Origin of the sequence: Xanthomonas sacchari, assembly GCF_040529065.1 — a bacterium.
Classification (GTDB): Bacteria; Pseudomonadota; Gammaproteobacteria; order Xanthomonadales; family Xanthomonadaceae; genus Xanthomonas_A; species Xanthomonas_A sacchari.
In genome coordinates, this window is record NZ_CP132343.1 from 4,166,992 (window position 1) to 4,184,679 (window position 17,688).

General features: G+C 65.3%; 13 protein-coding genes and 4 tRNA genes. All 17 read right to left on the bottom strand.

All coding sequences use genetic code 11. From position 1 onward, the window contains the following. Window positions 1-9: 9 nt before the first annotated feature. The gene (rpsL, locus tag RAB71_RS17665) at window positions 10-384 is read right to left on the bottom strand and encodes a 30S ribosomal protein S12 (RefSeq protein WP_003469157.1); all 375 of its coding nucleotides are present in this window, start codon (window positions 382-384) and stop codon (window positions 10-12) included. Between the two features lie 228 nt (window positions 385-612). Further along, window positions 613-4,830: a DNA-directed RNA polymerase subunit beta' gene (rpoC, locus tag RAB71_RS17670; protein WP_010341336.1), complete on the bottom strand. Its 4,218-nt coding sequence runs from the start codon at window positions 4,828-4,830 to the stop codon at window positions 613-615. Window positions 4,831-4,960: 130 nt separating this feature from the next. Further along, window positions 4,961-9,112, bottom strand: a complete 4,152-nt coding sequence (rpoB, locus tag RAB71_RS17675) for a DNA-directed RNA polymerase subunit beta (protein ID WP_010341337.1) — start codon at window positions 9,110-9,112, stop codon at window positions 4,961-4,963. A gap of 303 nt (window positions 9,113-9,415) precedes the next feature. After that, the gene (rplL, locus tag RAB71_RS17680) at window positions 9,416-9,784 is read right to left on the bottom strand and encodes a 50S ribosomal protein L7/L12 (RefSeq protein ID WP_010341338.1); all 369 of its coding nucleotides are present in this window, start codon (window positions 9,782-9,784) and stop codon (window positions 9,416-9,418) included. 63 nt (window positions 9,785-9,847) lie between these two features. Next, entirely contained in the window at window positions 9,848-10,390 is a 543-nt protein-coding gene (gene rplJ / locus RAB71_RS17685) for a 50S ribosomal protein L10 (protein ID WP_010341340.1), read from the bottom strand. 481 nt (window positions 10,391-10,871) lie between these two features. After that, on the bottom strand, window positions 10,872-11,570 hold the full coding sequence (gene rplA, locus RAB71_RS17690; RefSeq protein WP_010341341.1) for a 50S ribosomal protein L1: 699 nt from the start codon (window positions 11,568-11,570) through the stop codon (window positions 10,872-10,874). Window positions 11,571-11,573: 3 nt separating this feature from the next. Beyond that, window positions 11,574-12,002 carry a 50S ribosomal protein L11 gene (gene rplK, locus RAB71_RS17695; protein WP_010341342.1) on the bottom strand — a complete coding sequence of 143 codons (429 nt, stop codon included), beginning with the start codon at window positions 12,000-12,002 and terminating at the stop codon, window positions 11,574-11,576. Between the two features lie 200 nt (window positions 12,003-12,202). Then, window positions 12,203-12,760: a transcription termination/antitermination protein NusG gene (nusG, locus tag RAB71_RS17700; protein ID WP_010341344.1), complete on the bottom strand. Its 558-nt coding sequence runs from the start codon at window positions 12,758-12,760 to the stop codon at window positions 12,203-12,205. Between the two features lie 13 nt (window positions 12,761-12,773). After that, window positions 12,774-13,187 (bottom strand): preprotein translocase subunit SecE, encoded by a 414-nt coding sequence (gene secE / locus RAB71_RS17705; protein WP_010341346.1) that lies wholly within the window; start codon window positions 13,185-13,187, stop codon window positions 12,774-12,776. A gap of 50 nt (window positions 13,188-13,237) precedes the next feature. Next, window positions 13,238-13,313: transfer RNA gene (locus tag RAB71_RS17710), tRNA-Trp, on the bottom strand. 165 nt (window positions 13,314-13,478) lie between these two features. Next, complete coding sequence (gene tuf, locus RAB71_RS17715; protein WP_043093035.1) at window positions 13,479-14,669, bottom strand: elongation factor Tu; 1,191 nt, start codon at window positions 14,667-14,669, stop codon at window positions 13,479-13,481. Window positions 14,670-14,714: 45 nt separating this feature from the next. Beyond that, window positions 14,715-14,790, bottom strand: a tRNA-Thr gene (locus RAB71_RS17720). Between the two features lie 30 nt (window positions 14,791-14,820). Beyond that, window positions 14,821-14,894, bottom strand: a tRNA-Gly gene (locus tag RAB71_RS17725). Between the two features lie 32 nt (window positions 14,895-14,926). Then, window positions 14,927-15,012 (bottom strand) — tRNA-Tyr (locus tag RAB71_RS17730). 159 nt (window positions 15,013-15,171) lie between these two features. Beyond that, complete coding sequence (gene ychF / locus RAB71_RS17735; RefSeq protein ID WP_010341267.1) at window positions 15,172-16,263, bottom strand: redox-regulated ATPase YchF; 1,092 nt, start codon at window positions 16,261-16,263, stop codon at window positions 15,172-15,174. Between the two features lie 73 nt (window positions 16,264-16,336). Further along, complete coding sequence (pth, locus tag RAB71_RS17740) at window positions 16,337-16,921, bottom strand: aminoacyl-tRNA hydrolase (protein ID WP_010341265.1); 585 nt, start codon at window positions 16,919-16,921, stop codon at window positions 16,337-16,339. A gap of 54 nt (window positions 16,922-16,975) precedes the next feature. After that, complete coding sequence (locus tag RAB71_RS17745; protein ID WP_010341264.1) at window positions 16,976-17,623, bottom strand: 50S ribosomal protein L25/general stress protein Ctc; 648 nt, start codon at window positions 17,621-17,623, stop codon at window positions 16,976-16,978. Window positions 17,624-17,688: the final 65 nt, after the last annotated feature.

Below are 17,688 nucleotides of genomic sequence, written 5' to 3' on the forward strand. Positions count from 1 at the left end.
TACTTTCCCTTAGCTCTTCGGGCGCTTGGCGCCGTACTTGGAACGACCCTGGCGACGCTTGGCGACGCCGGCGGCGTCGAGCGAACCGCGCACGGTGTGGTAGCGCACGCCCGGCAGATCCTTGACGCGGCCGCCGCGGATCAGGACCACGGAGTGCTCCTGCAGGTTGTGGCCTTCGCCGCCGATGTAGCTGATGACCTCTTCCTGGTTGGTCAGGCGCACCTTGGCGACCTTGCGCAGGGCCGAGTTCGGCTTCTTCGGGGTGGTGGTGTACACGCGCGTGCAGACGCCACGGCGCTGCGGGCACTTGTCCAGCGCCGGAGAGGCGCTCTTGTAGGTGGTCGCCTGCCGCGGCTTGCGGACCAGCTGGTTGATCGTCGCCATCAGTGGATTCTTCTGATTGAGGCCGTCAGGCCTGGATGCGTGAAAACGAAGGCAGGCCGAAGGACGGCCTGCCGAGACAGGAAAGTATAGCGGGCAAGTCAAAGCGCCGTCAACACAACGGAATTTTTACTTGCTGGCCCATCCGGGGCCGGAATACGGGGCGCTTCCGCTGCGCCCCCTTTCGCGTGGTAGACCGGTCCCGCGGGCGGGACCGGTCCGGCGTGTTGCTTACTCTTCGCTGCCGGCAGCCGCCGGGGCGGAGGTCTCGACCGCCGGCTCGGCGCTGCCGCCGGACAGGGTCTGCATCTCCGACTCGGTCAGGCCGCTGGCATTGCGGCGGCGCGTGTTGTGGTACGCCAGGCCGGTACCGGCCGGGATCAGGCGACCCACGATCACGTTTTCCTTCAGGCCGCGCAGCGTATCGCTGGTGCCGCGGACCGCCGCCTCGGTGAGGACGCGGGTGGTCTCCTGGAACGACGCGGCCGAGATGAACGACTCGGTCGCCAGCGAGGCCTTGGTGATGCCCAGCAGCACCGGCTCGTACTTGGCCGGCAGCTCGTTGCGGGTCGCCAGGCGGGCGTTCTCCTCGATGACGCGCTGGCGCTCGGCCTGCTCGCCGTTGAGGAACTTGCTGTTGCCCTGGTCGGTGATCTCGACCTTGCGCAGCATCTGCCGGGTGATGACCTCGATGTGCTTGTCGTTGATCTTCACGCCCTGCAGGCGGTACACGTCCTGGATTTCCTTGACCAGGTAGGCGGCCAGCGGCTCGACGCCCAGCAGACGCAGGATGTCCTGCGGGCTCGGCTCGCCGTCCACCACGGTTTCACCCTTGGCCACGTGCTCGCCTTCGAACACGATGATCTGGCGGTACTTCGGGATCAGCTCTTCGTGCTCCGACCCGTCGGTGTCCTTGATGATCAGGCGCTGCTTGCCCTTGGTGTCCTTGCCGAAGCTGATGATGCCCGAACGCTCGGCCAGGATCGCCGGATCCTTCGGCTTGCGCGCTTCGAACAGGTCGGCCACGCGCGGCAGACCACCGGTGATGTCGCGGGTCTTGGACGCTTCCTGCGGGATCTTGGCGACCACGTCGCCCACGCCGACCGGCGCGCCGTCCTGCAGGTTGACGATCGAGCGCGGCGGCAGCAGGTACTGCGCCGGCAGATCGGTGCCCGGGATGGTCAGGTCGTTGCCCTTGGCGTCGACGATGCGCACGATCGGGCGCAGGTCCTTGGCCTGGGTGCCGCGACGCTTCGGATCGGTGATCTCGCGCGAGGCCAGGCCGGTCAGTTCGTCGGTCTTCTCGATGACGGTGACGCCGTCGATGAAGTCGATGAAGCGGATGAAACCGGCCACTTCCGACACGATCGGGTGGTTGTGCGGATCCCAGTTCGCCACCGACTGGCCGGCCTTGACCGCATCACCGTCCTTGGCGGTGATGGTGGCGCCGTACGGCAGCTTGTAGCGCTCCCGCTCGCGGCCGTGGCCGTCGAGCACCGACAGTTCACCCGAACGCGACACCGCCACCAGCGAGCCGTTGGCGTGCTCGACCGACTTGAGGTTGTTGAACTTGATCGAACCGGTGGTCTTGACCGTGATGTTGTCCACCGCCGCCGCACGCGAGGCCGCGCCGCCGATGTGGAAGGTACGCATGGTCAGCTGGGTACCCGGCTCGCCGATCGACTGCGCGGCGATGACGCCGACCGCTTCGCCGATGTTGACCAGGTGGCCACGGGCCAGGTCGCGGCCGTAGCAGCGCGCGCACACGCCGAACGCCGATTCGCAGGTGATGGTCGAGCGGACCTTGACCGACTGCACGCCGGCCTCTTCCAGCTTGGCCACCCACTGCTCGTCGAGCAGGGTGTTGCGGGTGACGATCGGATCCTCGTCGTTGCCCGGCAGGAACACGTCCTCGGCCACCACGCGGCCGAGCACGCGGTCGCGCAGCGGCTCGACCACGTCGCCGCCTTCCACGATCGGGGTCATGGTCAGGCCGTCGGTGGTGCCGCAATCGGGCTCGGTGATCACCACGTCCTGCGCCACGTCGACCAAGCGGCGGGTCAGGTAACCGGAGTTGGCGGTCTTCAGCGCGGTATCGGCCAGACCCTTACGGGCACCGTGGGTGGAGTTGAAGTACTCCTGCACGTTCAGGCCTTCGCGGAAGTTCGCCTTGATCGGCGTCTCGATGATCGAACCGTCCGGGCGGGCCATCAGACCGCGCATGCCGGCCAGCTGACGGATCTGCGCCTGCGAACCACGCGCGCCGGAGTCGGCCATGATGTACAGCGAGTTCATCGACTTCTGGTCGATGGTCTCGCCCTTGGCGTTGACCACCTTCTCGGTGCCGATGGTGTCCATCATCGCCTTGGCGATGCGCTCGTTGGTGCGCGACCAGATGTCCACGACCTTGTTGTAGCGCTCGCCGGCGGTGACCAGACCGGACTGGTACTGCTCCTGGATCTCCAGCACTTCCTGCTCGGCTTCGCCGAGGATGCCCTTCTTCTCCGACGGGATCAGCATGTCGTCGATGCCGATCGACACGCCGGCGCGGGTGGCGTAGGCGAAGCCGGTGTACATCAGCTTGTCGGCGAACACGACGCTGTCCTTCAGACCCAGCTGACGGTAGCTGGAGTTGATCAGGCGGCTGATGTTCTTCTTGGTCAGCTCGGTGTTGGCCAGCGCGAACGGCAGGCCTTCCGGCAGGATTTCGGCCAGCAGCGCGCGCCCGATCGTGGTGTCCACGATCGAGGCCTTCTTGGTGCGGTTGCCGTCCTCGTCGATCACCGTCTCGGTGATGCGGACCTTGACCTTGGCGTGCAGTTCGACCGCACGGTTGTCGTAGGCGCGCTTCACTTCGGCGATGTTGGCGAAGACCATGCCCTCGCCCTTCTTGTTCTCCAGCGCGCGGGTCATGTAGTACAGACCCAGCACCACGTCCTGCGACGGCACGATGATCGGCTCGCCGTTGGCCGGCGACAGGATGTTGTTGGTGGACATCATCAGCGCGCGCGCTTCCAGCTGCGCTTCCAGCGACAGCGGCACGTGCACGGCCATCTGGTCACCGTCGAAGTCGGCGTTGAACGCGGTGCAGACCAGCGGGTGCAGCTGGATCGCCTTGCCTTCGATCAGCACCGGCTCGAACGCCTGGATGCCCAGACGGTGCAGGGTCGGCGCACGGTTCAGCAGCACCGGGTGCTCGCGGATCACCTCTTCCAGGATGTCCCAGACCTCGGCTTCTTCGCGCTCGACCAGCTTCTTGGCGGCCTTGATGGTGGTGGCCAGGCCGCGACGCTGCAGCTTGGCGAACACGAACGGCTTGAACAGCTCCAGCGCCATCTTCTTCGGCAGGCCGCACTCGTGCAGGCGCAGGGTCGGGCCGACCACGATCACCGAACGGCCGGAGTAGTCCACGCGCTTGCCGAGCAGGTTCTGGCGGAACCTGCCCTGCTTGCCCTTGATCATGTCGGCCAGCGACTTCAGCGGGCGCTTGTTGGTGCCGGTGATGGCACGGCCGCGGCGGCCGTTGTCCAGCAGCGCATCGACCGATTCCTGCAGCATGCGCTTTTCGTTGCGCACGATGATGTCCGGCGCGTTCAGCTCGAGCAGGCGGCGCAGGCGGTTGTTGCGGTTGATGACGCGGCGGTACAGGTCGTTCAGATCGGAGGTCGCGAAGCGGCCGCCGTCCAGCGGCACCAGCGGACGCAGATCCGGCGGCAGCACCGGCAGCACGGTCATCACCATCCACTCCGGACGGTTGCCGGACTCGATGAAGGCCTCGATCAGCTTGATGCGCTTGGTCAGACGCTTGAGCTTGGTTTCCGAACCGGTGCTGGCGATTTCTTCGCGCAGGCGGGTCATTTCCGACTGCAGGTCGATGGTGCGCAGCAGTTCGTACACGGCTTCGGCGCCCATGGCGGCGTCGAAGTCGTCGCCGTGCTCCTGGCGCGCGGTCAGGTACTGCTCTTCGGTCAGCAGCTGGCGGCGCTCCAGGGCGGTCAGGCCGGGCTCGGTCACCACGTAGGCTTCGAAGTACAGCACGCGCTCGATGTCGCGCAGGGTCATGTCCAGCATCAGGCCGATGCGCGAGGGCAGCGACTTCAGGAACCAGATGTGCGCGACCGGCGAGGCCAGATCGATGTGGCCCATGCGCTCGCGGCGCACCTTGGCCAGGGTCACTTCGGTGCCGCACTTCTCGCAGACCACGCCGCGGTGCTTCATGCGCTTGTACTTGCCGCACAGGCACTCGTAATCCTTGATCGGGCCGAAGATGGCGGCGCAGAACAGGCCGTCGCGCTCGGGCTTGAAGGTGCGGTAGTTGATGGTTTCCGGCTTCTTCACTTCGCCGAAGGACCACGAACGGATCAGGTCCGGCGAGGCCAGCGCGATCTTGATCGCGTCGAAGTCCAGCGTCTGGCGCTGCTGGTTGAAGAGGTTGAGCAGGTCTTTCATTTGATTTCTCCGGGAATCGGGAATAGCGAATAGGGAATCGTTGGAAGCGGAGAGGCGGGACAGGAAACGCCGGCGGCCTGTGGGCAAACGCCCGGGCGGTTTCCTAGTCCCGACTCCTCATTCCCTGCCCTCAGTCTTCCAGTTCCATGTTGATCGCCAGCGAGCGGATTTCCTTCACCAGCACGTTGAAGGACTCCGGCATGCCGGCGACCATCTCGTGCTCGCCGTCGACGATGTTCTTGTACATCTGGTTGCGGCCCTGCACGTCGTCGGACTTCACCGTCAGCATTTCCTGCAGGGTGTAGGCCGCGCCGTAGGCTTCCAGCGCCCAGACTTCCATTTCGCCGAAGCGCTGGCCGCCGAACTGCGCCTTGCCGCCCAGCGGCTGCTGGGTGACCAGCGAGTACGGGCCGGTGGAGCGCGCGTGCATCTTGTCGTCGACCAGGTGGTTCAGCTTCAGCATGTGCATGTAGCCCACCGTGGTGTGGCGATCGAACGCCTCGCCGGTGCGGCCGTCGTACAGCTGGGTCTGGCCGCTGATCGGCAGGTCGGCGAGTTCGAGCATGTGCTTGATCTCGGCTTCGGTCGCACCGTCGAACACCGGGGTGGCCATCGGCACGCCGTCGGTCAGGTTCTTCGACAACGCCAGCAGTTCCGCGTCGCTGAACTGGTCCAGATCCACACGGTCCTCGCCCAGCTTCTGATCGTGGTTGTAGATCTGCGCCAGGAACTTGCGCAGGTCGGCAACCTTGGCCTGGGCCTCGAGCATGTTCTGGATCTTGCGACCCAGGCCCTTGGCGGCCCAGCCCAGGTGCACTTCCAGCACCTGACCGATGTTCATACGCGACGGCACGCCCAGCGGGTTCAGCACGATGTCCACGGTCTCGCCGTTGGCCATGTACGGCATGTCCTCGATCGGCTGGATCATCGACACGACACCCTTGTTGCCGTGGCGACCGGCCATCTTGTCGCCGGGCTGGATGCGGCGCTTCACCGCCAGGAACACCTTGACCATCTTCAGCACGCCCGGGGCGAGATCGTCGCCGGCGGTGATCTTGCCGCGCTTGTCGGCGAAGCGACGCTCGAACTCCTTCTCGTGCGCCTGGATCTGCTTCTGCGCGCGCTCGATCGCCTCGGAGGCGTCCTCGTCCTTCATGCGCAGCGCGAACCAGTCGGACTTCTTCAGGCCGTCCAGGTAGGCGTCGCTGATGGTGTCGCCCTTCTTCAGGTTCGGACCGCCGTTGGCGACCTTGCCGATCAGCTGGCCACGCAGACGCGCATAGATCGCGCTTTCCAGGATGCGGAACTGGTCGTCGAAGTCCTTCTTGACCCGCTTGATCTCGTTTTCCTCGATCTGGCGGGCGCGCTTGTCCTTCTCGATGCCGTCGCGGGTGAACACCTGCACGTCGATGACGGTGCCGTCCATGCCCGGCGGCACGCGCAGCGAGCTGTCCTTCACGTCCGAGGCCTTCTCGCCGAAGATCGCGCGCAGCAGCTTCTCTTCCGGGGTCAGCTGGCTCTCGCCCTTCGGCGTGACCTTGCCGACCATGATGTCGCCGGCGCGCACTTCGGCACCGATGTACACCACGCCGCTCTCGTCCAGACGGTTCAGCGCCTGCTCGGACACGTTGGGGATGTCGGCGGAGATTTCCTCCGGCCCCAGCTTGGTGTCGCGCGCCACGCAGGTCAGCTCTTCGATGTGGATCGTGGTGTAGCGATCCTCTTCCACCACGCGCTCGGAGAGCAGGATGGAGTCTTCGAAGTTGTAGCCGTTCCACGGCATGAACGCGATCAGCATGTTCTGGCCCAGGGCCAGCTCGCCGATGTCGGTCGAGGGACCGTCGGCCAGCACGTCGCCGCGCGCGATCACATCGCCCACGTTCACCAGCGGACGCTGGTTGATGCAGGTGTTCTGGTTGGAGCGGGTGTACTTGATCAGGTTGTAGATGTCGACGCCCGCGTCGGTACCGCCGCCGATCTCGGCCTCGTTGACCTTGACCACGATGCGGCCGGCGTCGATCTGCTCGATCACGCCGCCACGGCGCGCGTTCACGGTCACGCCCGAGTCGCGCGCCACCGCGCGCTCGATGCCGGTGCCGACCAGCGGCTTCTGCGCGCGCAGCGTCGGCACGGCCTGGCGCTGCATGTTCGCACCCATCAGCGCGCGGTTGGCGTCGTCGTGCTCCAGGAACGGCACCAGCGCGGCCGCGATCGACACGGTCTGCATCGGCGACACGTCCATGAAGTGCACTTCCGCCGGCGGCTTCAGCAGCGACTCGCCCTGGTAGCGGCACGGCACGAACTGCTCGGTCAGGCGGCTCTTGGCGTCGTGCAGCGCGTTGGCCTGCGCGATGACGTACTCGTTCTCCTCGATCGCCGACAGGTATTCGACCTCGTCGGTGATCTGGCCGTCCACGACCTTACGGTACGGCGTCTCGAGGAAGCCGTACTGGTTGGTGCGGGCGTACACCGCCAGCGAGTTGATCAGGCCGATGTTCGGGCCTTCCGGGGTTTCGATGGTGCAGACGCGGCCGTAGTGGGTCGGATGCACGTCGCGCACTTCGAAGCCGGCGCGCTCGCGGGTCAGACCGCCCGGGCCCAGCGCGGAGACGCGACGCTTGTGCGTCACTTCCGACAGCGGGTTGTTCTGGTCCATGAACTGCGACAGCTGCGAGGAGCCGAAGAACTCCTTGATCGCGGCAGCCACCGGCTTGGCGTTGATCAGTTCCTGCGGGGTCAGGCCTTCGGACTCGGCCATCGACAGGCGCTCCTTGACCGCGCGCTCGACGCGGACCAGGCCCACGCGGAACACGTTCTCGGCCATTTCGCCGACCGAACGCACGCGACGGTTGCCCAGGTGGTCGATGTCGTCGACCACGCCACGGCCGTTGCGGATCTCGGTCAGGACCTTGATCACGTCCAGGATGTCGGAGCTGTCGCCGTGCTCGGCGACCAGGCGCTTGGACTCCTCGTCGTTGCGCTCGCCGAAGTACTTCTTGTCGTACAGCACCGACTCGCCGGTGACTTCCTTGCGGCCGACGCGGCGGTTGAACTTCATGCGGCCGACCGTGGACAGGTCGTAGCGCTCGAAGGTGAAGAACAGGTTGTGGAACAGGTTCTGCGCGGCGTCCTTGGTCGGCGGCTCGCCCGGACGCATCATGCGGTAGATCTCGACCAGCGCCTCGAGCTGGGTCTTGGTCGGATCGATGCGCAGGGTGTTGGACAGGTACGGACCGCGATCCAGGTCGTTGACCCACAGCGTGCCCACGGCGTCGACGCCGGCCTTGCGGAACGCGGTCAGCTGATCTTCGCTGATCTCGTCGTTGGCGCTGGCCAGCAGTTCGCCGGTCGAGGCATCGACCACGTCGTGCGACAGGATGCGGCCGACCAGGTACTCGTCGGGCACGGCCAGCGCGGCGATGCCGGAGGCCTCGAGCTGCTTGACGTGGCGCGCGGTGATGCGCTTGCCGGCTTCGACGATGACCTTGTCGCCATCGGCCAGGTCGAAGTTCAGGGTTTCGCCGCGCAGGCGCTCGGGCACCAGCTCCAGCTGCACGCCTTCCTTCGGGTCGATGTGGAAGGTGTTGATCTCGAAGAACTCGGACAACATCTCCTCGTTCGAGTAGCCGAGCGCGCGCAGCAGGATCGACACCGGCAGCTTGCGGCGGCGGTCGATACGGGTGAACAGCGCGTCCTTCGGGTCGAACTCGAAGTCCAGCCAGGAGCCGCGGTACGGAATGATGCGGGCGCTGTACAGCAGCTTGCCCGAGCTGTGGGTCTTGCCGCGGTCGTGATCGAAGAACACGCCCGGCGAGCGGTGCAGCTGCGAGACGATGACGCGCTCGGTGCCGTTGACGATGAAGGTGCCGTTGTCGGTCATCAGCGGGATTTCGCCGAGGTAGACCTCCTGCTCCTTGACGTACTTGATCGCCTTGGTCGAGGACTCGCGGTCGTAGATCACCAAGCGCACGGTCACGCGCAGCGGCGCGCCGTAGCTCATGCCGCGCTGGCGGCATTCACGCTCGTCGAACACCGGTTCGCCGAGCTTGTAGCCGACGTACTCCAGCGCCGCGTTGCCGCTGTAGCTGGAGATCGGGAACACCGATTTCAGGGCCGCGTGCAGGCCGTGGTCCGAACGCTTGTTCGGGTCGGTGTTCTCCTGCAGGAATTCGCGGTAGGAATCCACCTGGATGGCGAGCAGGAACGGCACTTCGAGGATCGAGCGCTGCTTGCCGAAGTCCTTGCGGATACGCTTCTTTTCGGTGAACGAATAAGACGTCATGAGGTATCACCTTGGCTGATGCGGGCCACGCGTCCGCGGCCCTGAGTGAACATAAATTGTCAGTTGGAAGTCGCTGGTATTGCCGGCACCAGCACGCCTTCTCCCGCTACTTCCAACTACCAACTCGGTGGTGAAGCGGGGAATGGGGACTGGAGAAAGGGGAATCGTGGAGCGCACGTAGCGTGGCTGTTCCGATTCTCCATTCCCGATTCCCGGTTCCCGCCTGAAACGGCCAAAGGCCGGGGGCTTTCGCCCCCAGCCTTCAGTGCATCGCCTTGAACGGCTGGCGATGCAAGGGACTGCTTACTTGACTTCGACCTTCGCGCCAGCGGCTTCCAGGTCCTTCTTGAACTTGTCGGCGTCTTCCTTCGACACGGCTTCCTTCAGGACGCCGCCGGCCTCGGTGAGGTCCTTGGCTTCCTTCAGGCCCAGGCCGGTGATGGCGCGGACGGCCTTGATGACGTCGACCTTCTTGGCGCCGGCGTCGATCAGGATGACGTTGAACTCGGTCTGCTCTTCGACCGGGGCAGCGGCCACGGCCGGGCCGGCAGCGGCGACCGGGGCGGCGGCGGAGACGCCGAACTTGTCTTCGATGGCCTTGACCAGCTCCATCACTTCCATGAGGGTCTTTTCGGCGATTGCGTCGACGATCTGCTCGTTAGACAGGGACATTGTGATTACCTTTGGAATTTTTTCTGGATGAGGTTCTAGTGAACCGTTTCAGGTGTCGCGAACTTAAGCCGTTTCGGCCGGGGCTTCCGCTTCGGCGTCGGCAGGCGCGGCGTCGCCGCCACCCTGCTTGTCGCCCACGGCCTTGACCGCACGGGCGAACATGCTCGCGGGCTCGGCCAGCACGCGTGCCAGCATGGCCAGCGCCTGCTCGCGGGTCGGCAGCGACGCCAACACCTCGAGATGAGCGGCCGGATACAGCTGACCACCCAGCGACACGACCTTGGCCTGCAGCTTGTCGTTACCCTTGGCGAATTCCTTGATCAGACGACCGGCAGCGCCGGGTTCTTCCGTCGAGAACGCATACAGCAGCGGACCGACCAGCGCGTCCTGGACGCACTCGTATTCGGTACCGGCAACGGCACGCGCAGCCAGGGTGTTCTTGACAACACGCAAGTACACACCGGTTTCGCGCGCCTTCTTGCGCATCGCGGTCATTTGCGAGACCGTGATGCCGGCGTACTCGGCAGCAACCAAGGAGTGGGCCTTCGCGGCGACGTCGGCCAGTTCGGCGACGACTTCTTGCTTCTGGGACAGATTGAGAGCCATTGCACTCCTCCGTTAAAGCCGGGAGTTGAAATGCGCGACCTGGGATGTGTCGGGAGCGATACCGCCGCTCTTGCCAATCCCCAATCCCGAATCCCGAATCCCTGCTTCAAACTTACTCCGCTCGCGGCTCCTGCCGCTTGCGGTCCTGGGCGGCCTCCTTCCTGGATGCCGGGGATGCCGCATGGCATCCCAGTTGGTGGCCGTTCCAGACCTGGAGTGAGCGCGCCCGGAACACCGGGCTGGCCTGCACCAGAAAAACTCCAGAAAGGCGGCACCATCTACGCCGGCTGGCCCCGAGGGGCTGATTAAGCGATCCCGCTGTACCGACGGCGACTCCTTGCCGTGTCGAGCTTCCGTGCCCGTCGTCGGTATGCGCAGACCGCGCCTGCGGTCTTTGACGGCTTCGCGTCGGGTTGCCCCGGGCGACGCCTTCAAAAGGGTGAAACCGGCGCCGCACCTGACGGGCGGCGCCGTGTTGCGATTACTTCAGGGACAGCGAGGCCTGATCGATGGTGACGCCCGGACCCATGGTCGAGCTCACCGAGATCTTCTGCAGGTAGGTGCCCTTCGAGGTCGCCGGCTTGGCCTTGACCAGGTCCAGCAGCAGCGCCTGCAGGTTGTTCTTCAGCGCTTCGTCTTCGAAGCTGGCCTTGCCGATGGTGCAGTGGATGATGCCGGCCTTGTCGGTGCGGTAGCGCACCTGACCCGACTTGGCGTTCTTCACCGCTTCGGCCGGGTTGGCGGACACGGTGCCGACCTTGGGGTTCGGCATCAGGCCGCGCGGGCCCAGCAGGGTGCCCAACTTGCCGACGACGCGCATCGCGTCCGGGGTGGCGATGACCACGTCGTAGTTCAGGTCGCCGCCCTGCATCTTCTCGGCCAGGTCGTCCATGCCGACGGCGTCGGCACCGGCGGCCAGCGCCTCGTCAGCCTTGGCGCCAGCGGGGGCGAACACGGCCACGCGCACGCTCTTGCCGGTACCGGCCGGCAGCACGGTGGAACCGCGCACCTGCTGGTCGGACTTCTTGGCATCCACGCCCAGACGCACGGCCACGTCGACGGCTTCGACGAACTTGGCCTTGCTGGTGGTCTTGACGATCTTCAGCGCTTCGTCGATCGAATACGCCTTGCCCGGCTGCACGGCAGCACGGATCGCTTTCTGTCGCTTGGTCTGTGCCATTGCTTAACCCTCCACCGTCAGGCCCATGCTGCGGGCAGAACCCGCAATCGTGCGTACCGCCGCTTCCAGCTCCGCCGCCGTCAGGTCGGCTTCCTTCGCCTTGGCGATCTCTTCGAGCTGCTTGCGGGTCACCTTGCCCACCTTCTCGGTGTTCGGGCGCTTGGAGCCGGAGCTGACGCCCGCGGCCTTCTTCAGCAGCACGCTGGCCGGGGTGCTCTTGGTGACGAAGGTGAAGGTACGGTCCGAGTAGGCCGTGATGATGACCGGAGTCGGCAGGCCCGGCTCCAGCTTCTGCGTGGCGGCGTTGAACGCCTTGCAGAATTCCATGATGTTCAGACCGCGCTGACCCAGCGCAGGACCGACCGGCGGCGAGGGGTTGGCCTGACCGGCCTTCACCTGCAGCTTGATGTAACCGACGACTTTCTTTGCCATTTTAGTGTCTCCGGGTGCTAGCGCCTAAACCGCAGGCTCCCCATCGCGACGGGAAAATCACGTGTCCCGCCATCACGTTTTTGAAGTGCGCAGAAAGCCGCCTCGCGGCGGCTTCCGTTCTGCCCGGCGGCTTGCCTGGACAGGGAGCCGCGCAGTATAGCAGAGATTTTGGCGCCCGGCGCAGCCGCGCCGGCGCGGGCTCAGGCCTTCTCGACCTGGCCGAATTCCAGCTCCACCGGGGTGGAGCGGCCGAAGATCAGCACTGCCACGCGCAGGCGGCTCTTCTCGTAATTGACTTCCTCGACCACGCCGTTGAAGTCGTTGAACGGACCGTCGGTAACGCGGACCATCTGGCCCGGCTCGAACAGCACCTTCGGACGCGGCTTCTCCACGCCATCCTGAACGCGCTGCAGGATCGCATCAGCCTCTTCGTCGCGGATCGGCAGCGGACGATCGGCGGTACCGCCGATGAAGCCCATCACCTTCGGCGTTTCCTTGACCAGGTGCCAGCTTTCGTTGTCGATGCGCGGAATGCCGCCTTCGTCGTGGGTCTCGATCTGGACCAGCACGTAGCCGGGGAAGAACTTGCGCTCGGAACGGCGCTTCTGGCCGGAGCGCATCTCGATCACTTCCTCGGTGGGGACCAGCACGTCGCCGAAGCGCTCCTGCATCTCGTCACGCGCAATACGGTCGCGCAGCGCTTGCGCCACGGACTTCTCGAAGCCTGAATAGGCGTGAACGACATACCAACGCTTCACTGCTGCACTCTCCTCAACGACTCACGAACCACTGCATCAGCTTCTGGATCAGGAAATCGAACCCGCCCAGCAGCAGACTCAGAATGATCACCACCACGATCACCACCCAGGTGGTGCGAATGGCTTCCTGACGGGTCGGCCACACCACCTTGCGCAGTTCGAAACGGGACTCGGACAGGAACTCGCGGCCTTCACGACCCTTGGCCGTCAGCAGGAACACCGCGGCACCGGCCACCAGGCCGATCACCACCGCCAGCGCACGCAGCGGCCCGGACCAGCTACCCAGCTGCGTCGCGCGACTCGGCTCGCCGAACCAGAACCAGACAAACAGGCCGGCAACCACCAGCAGCGCAGCGATGACGTACTTGACGATATCGCCGCCGGAAGATGCGGCGGGGCCTTTGGAATGCTCGATCTTGCTGTTCATCCGACTCTTGCTGCTATGCGACCGAGGTCACTGGATAGGGAGCGGCAGATTGGCACGCCAGGAGGGACTCGAACCCCCAACCTGCGGTTTTGGAGACCGCTGCTCTGCCAATTGAGCTACTGGCGTGTAGTAAGAACGACTGCACTTCCCTGAGACGGCGAAGGCGGACCGAAGGTTCCGGCCCGCCCTTCGCTGAACCCGGCGGCCGGAGCCGCCTGCACCTCGTCGGATTCCGGCGACCGAGGCCGCCGTCCTGCCGTCGAGCCTGGCGGCCGCAGCCGCCAGAGGGCATTACTTGATGATCTTGGCCACCACGCCGGCGCCGACGGTACGGCCGCCTTCGCGGATCGCGAAGCGCAGACCTTCGTCCATCGCCACCGGGTTGATCAGCGTCACCACCATCTTGACGTTGTCGCCCGGCATCACCATTTCCACGCCTTCCGGCAGCTGCACCGCACCGGTGATGTCGGTGGTGCGGAAGTAGAACTGCGGACGGTAGCCCTTGAAGAACGGGGTGTGACGGCCGCCCTCGTCCTTCGACAGCACGTACACCTCGGCTTCGAACTCGGTGTGCGGCTTGATCGAACCCGGCTTGCACAGCACCTGGCCGCGCTCCACGTCGTCACGCTTGGTGCCGCGCAGCAGCAGGCCCGCATTGTCGCCCGCCTGGCCCTGGTCCAGCAGCTTGCGGAACATTTCCACGCCGGTCACGGTGGTCTTCTGCGTCGCACGGATGCCGACGATTTCGATTTCGTCGCCCACCTTGATGATGCCGCGCTCGATACGGCCGGTCACCACGGTGCCGCGGCCCGAGATCGAGAACACGTCTTCCACCGGCATCAGGAACGGCTTGTCCACGTCGCGCTGCGGCTCCGGGATGAACGAATCCAGCGCGTCCACCAGCTTCAGGATCGCCGGCACGCCGATCTCGCTCTGGTCGCCTTCCAGCGCCAGACGGGCCGAACCGTGGATGATCGGGGTGTCGTCGCCCGGGAAGTCGTACTTGCTCAGCAGCTCGCGCACTTCCATCTCGACCAGCTCGAGCAGCTCGGCGTCGTCGACCATGTCAGCCTTATTCAGGAACACCACGATGTGCGGCACGCCGACCTGGCGCGACAGCAGGATGTGCTCGCGGGTCTGCGGCATCGGGCCGTCAGCGGCCGAGCACACCAGGATCGCGCCGTCCATCTGCGCCGCACCGGTGATCATGTTCTTGACGTAGTCCGCGTGACCCGGGCAATCCACGTGCGCGTAGTGGCGCGTCGGGGATTCGTATTCCACGTGGGCGGTCGAGATCGTGATGCCGCGCGCCTTCTCTTCCGGCGCCGCGTCGATCGCGTCGTACGCCTTGAACTCGCCGCCGAAGCGCTCTGCGCCGATCTTGGTCAGCGCCGCGGTCAGCGTGGTCTTGCCGTGGTCGACGTGACCGATGGTGCCGACGTTGACGTGCGGCTTGGTGCGCTCGAACTTACCCTTGGCCATGGCTGCTTCTTCTCGGTGATCGTAGAAAGATTTGACGACTGAATATGGTGCTCACGAAAGGAATCGAACCTTCGACCTCCTCCTTACCAAGGAGGTGCTCTACCGACTGAGCTACGTGAGCGTTGTTCTATTGTGACACAAGCGCGTTCAATGGAGCGGGAGACGGGAATCGAACCCGCACCATCAGCTTGGAAGGCTGAGGTTCTACCGTTGAACTACTCCCGCTACGGGATGCCGCACTGCCACAACAAAATAACTGGTGGAGGGAGGTGGATTCGAACCACCGAAGGCGTAAGCCAGCAGATTTACAGTCTGCCCCCGTTGGCCGCTTGGGTATCCCTCCAACTTACCCACTCGAACCCGGCTGCGAAGCCGAAATCAGAGAGGGGTGAAACAGCCCGCTATTCTTCCCTGACATCCTCGCCTTGTCAACAGTATTTTGACGCGATGTCGCAGGAAATCGTCGTAGCTCGCGCGCGCCCGGCCAGGACACGCGCACGCATCAGACGTTGAAGCGGAAATGCAAGATATCGCCTTCCTGCACACGGTACTCCTTGCCCTCCAGGCGCAGGCGCCCGGCTTCCTTGGCGCCGGCCTCGCCCTTGTACTTGATGAAGTCGTCGTAGGCGATGGTTTCGGCGCGGATGAAGCCCTTCTCGAAGTCGGTGTGGATCACCGCCGCGGCCTGCGGCGCGGTCGACCCGGCCTTGACCGTCCAGGCGCGCACTTCCTTCACCCCGGCGGTGAAATAGGTCTGCAGCCCCAGCAGGGTGTAGCCGGCGCGAATCACTCGGTTCAGGCCCGGCTCGCTCAGGCCCAGGTCGGCCAGGAACGCGTCGCGGTCGGCGTCGTCCAGCTGCGACAGCTCTTCCTCGATCGCCGCCGACACCGGCACCACCTCGGCGCCCTCGGCCGCGGCATGCGCGCGCACCGCGTCCAGGTGCGGATTGTTCTCGAAACCGTCTTCCAGCACGTTGGCGATGTACATCACCGGCTTGAGGGTGAGCAGGAACAGATCGCGCACCAGCGCCTTCTCCTCCTCGTCCAGCCCGGCGTTGCGACCTGCCTTGCCCTCGGCCAGCGCGGCCTGCAGCTTGGCCAGCACCGGCTTGCGCGCCGCCGCGTCCTTGTCGCCGCCCTTGGCCGAACGCTCGGCGCGATTGAGCGCCTTCTCCACGCTGTCCAGGTCGGCCAGGGCCAGCTCGGTGTCGATGGTCTCGATGTCGGAGACCGGGTCGACCTTGTTGTTCACGTGGATGATGTCGCCATGCTCGAAGCAGCGCACCACGTGGGTGATCGCATCGACCTCGCGGATGTGCGCCAGGAACTTGTTGCCCAGGCCCTCACCGCTGGCCGCACCGGCGACCAGGCCGGCGATATCGACGAACTCGACCGCGGTCGGCACGACCTTCTGCGGATTGATGATCGCCGCCAGCGCGTTCAGGCGCGGATCCGGCACCGGCACCACGCCCACGTTGGGCTCGATGGTGCAGAACGGAAAGTTGGCCGCGGCGATGCCCGCCTTGGTCAGCGCATTGAACAGGGTCGACTTGCCGACGTTGGGCAGGCCGACGATGCCGCATTTGATGCCCATGTGTGTGATCCGGGATTTGGGATTCGGGATTGGGGATTCGCCAGCCGCGCGGCCACGAATCCCCAATCCCCAATCACGAATCCCTGCTCGTATGCAACCGCTTCATCGCCTCGTTGAAGTCGCCCTGCACGGCCAGCGGCAGCACGTCGATGGCGTCGTCGATGGCGCGATCGATGAGGACCTGGTCGTCCTTGCCGGCGCGTCCCAGCACCCACGGCACCACCTTGTCCTTGTGGCCGGGATGGCCGATGCCGATGCGCAGGCGGTGGAAGCCTGCATGCCCGAGCAGGCGGATGGTATCGCGCAGTCCGTTCTGGCCGCCGTGGCCGCCGTCGAACTTGAGCCGCGCCGTGCCCGGCGCCAGATCCAGTTCGTCGTGCGCCAGCAGCGCCTGCGCCGGTTCGATCTTCCAGAAGCGCAAGGCAGCCGTCACCGACTTGCCGCTGAGGTTCATGAAGGTGGCCGGCTTCAGCAGCCACACCGACTGCCCCGCGACCTCGACCCTGGCGGTCTCGCCGAACAGCTTGGCGTCCACGCTCCAGCGCGCGCCGGCCCGCTCGGCCAACGCGTCGACAAAACGAAACCCGGCGTTGTGCCGGGTGTTCGCGTGTTCGGCGCCGGGGTTACCCAGGCCGACGATGAGACGCAGACCAGTCATGCGCAATGCATCGCCGCGGCGTCCGGACCGATGGCCCGGACGCCGCGCAGGCGATTACTTGCCGTCCTTCTTGGCCGGCTCGGCGGCGGCCGCCGCGTCGGTGGCTTCCGGCTCCTCCTCGACACGGCCGTGCTTGGCGATGACCACCGCCACGTCGTGCTCCTTGCCCAGCTTCAGTTCCGGCAGCTCGACGCCCGCCGGCAGCTTCAGGTCGGACAGGTGGATCACGTCGCCGACCGACAGCGAGGCCAGGTCGACTTCGACGAACTCCGGCAGGTCCTTCGGCAGGCACACGACCTGGATTTCGTTCAGCTCGTGGGTGACGACCACTTCGGCCGACTTGCCGGCCGGGGACACGTCCTCGTTGATGAAGTGCAGCGGCACCGAGGCGTGCAGGGCCTCGTTGTCGTTCACGCGCTGGAAGTCGATGTGCATGATCAGCTGCTTGAACGGGTGACGCTGCATATCGCGCAGCAGCACCTTCTGCACGTCGCCGTTCAGGCTCAGGCTGAGGATGGACGAATAGAACCAGTCGTTCTGGCTGGCCAGCCAGACTTCGTTGTGGTCGAGCTGGATGTTGACCGGCTTCAGATCGCCACCGTAGACGATCGCCGGGATCAGGCCGTCGCGACGGAGGCGGCGGCTCGCACCCTTGCCCTCGACTTCGCGGCGCTGCACCTTGATTTCATGCGTGGTTGCCATTTGCGTTTACTACCTTGGTTGAATGAACCGCCTCGCGGCGGTTTGAAGGACTCTTCCGCGACCAG

Bases quoted from the DNA above. Each gene is read 5' to 3' on its own strand.
- rpsL (WP_003469157.1), bottom strand. From the start codon at position 384: ATGGCGACGATCAACCAGCTGGTCCGCAAGCCGCGGCAGGCGACCACC.
- rpoC (WP_010341336.1), bottom strand. From the start codon at position 4,830: ATGAAAGACCTGCTCAACCTCTTCAACCAGCAGCGCCAGACGCTGGAC.
- rpoB (WP_010341337.1), bottom strand. From the start codon at position 9,112: ATGACGTCTTATTCGTTCACCGAAAAGAAGCGTATCCGCAAGGACTTC.
- rplL (WP_010341338.1), bottom strand. From the start codon at position 9,784: ATGTCCCTGTCTAACGAGCAGATCGTCGACGCAATCGCCGAAAAGACC.
- rplJ (WP_010341340.1), bottom strand. From the start codon at position 10,390: ATGGCTCTCAATCTGTCCCAGAAGCAAGAAGTCGTCGCCGAACTGGCC.
- rplA (WP_010341341.1), bottom strand. From the start codon at position 11,570: ATGGCACAGACCAAGCGACAGAAAGCGATCCGTGCTGCCGTGCAGCCG.
- rplK (WP_010341342.1), bottom strand. From the start codon at position 12,002: ATGGCAAAGAAAGTCGTCGGTTACATCAAGCTGCAGGTGAAGGCCGGT.
- secE (WP_010341346.1), bottom strand. From the start codon at position 13,187: ATGAACAGCAAGATCGAGCATTCCAAAGGCCCCGCCGCATCTTCCGGC.
- tuf (WP_043093035.1), bottom strand. From the start codon at position 14,669: ATGGCCAAGGGTAAGTTCGAGCGCACCAAGCCGCACGTCAACGTCGGC.
- ychF (WP_010341267.1), bottom strand. From the start codon at position 16,263: ATGGGCATCAAATGCGGCATCGTCGGCCTGCCCAACGTCGGCAAGTCG.
- pth (WP_010341265.1), bottom strand. From the start codon at position 16,921: ATGACTGGTCTGCGTCTCATCGTCGGCCTGGGTAACCCCGGCGCCGAA.
- RAB71_RS17745 (WP_010341264.1), bottom strand. From the start codon at position 17,623: ATGGCAACCACGCATGAAATCAAGGTGCAGCGCCGCGAAGTCGAGGGC.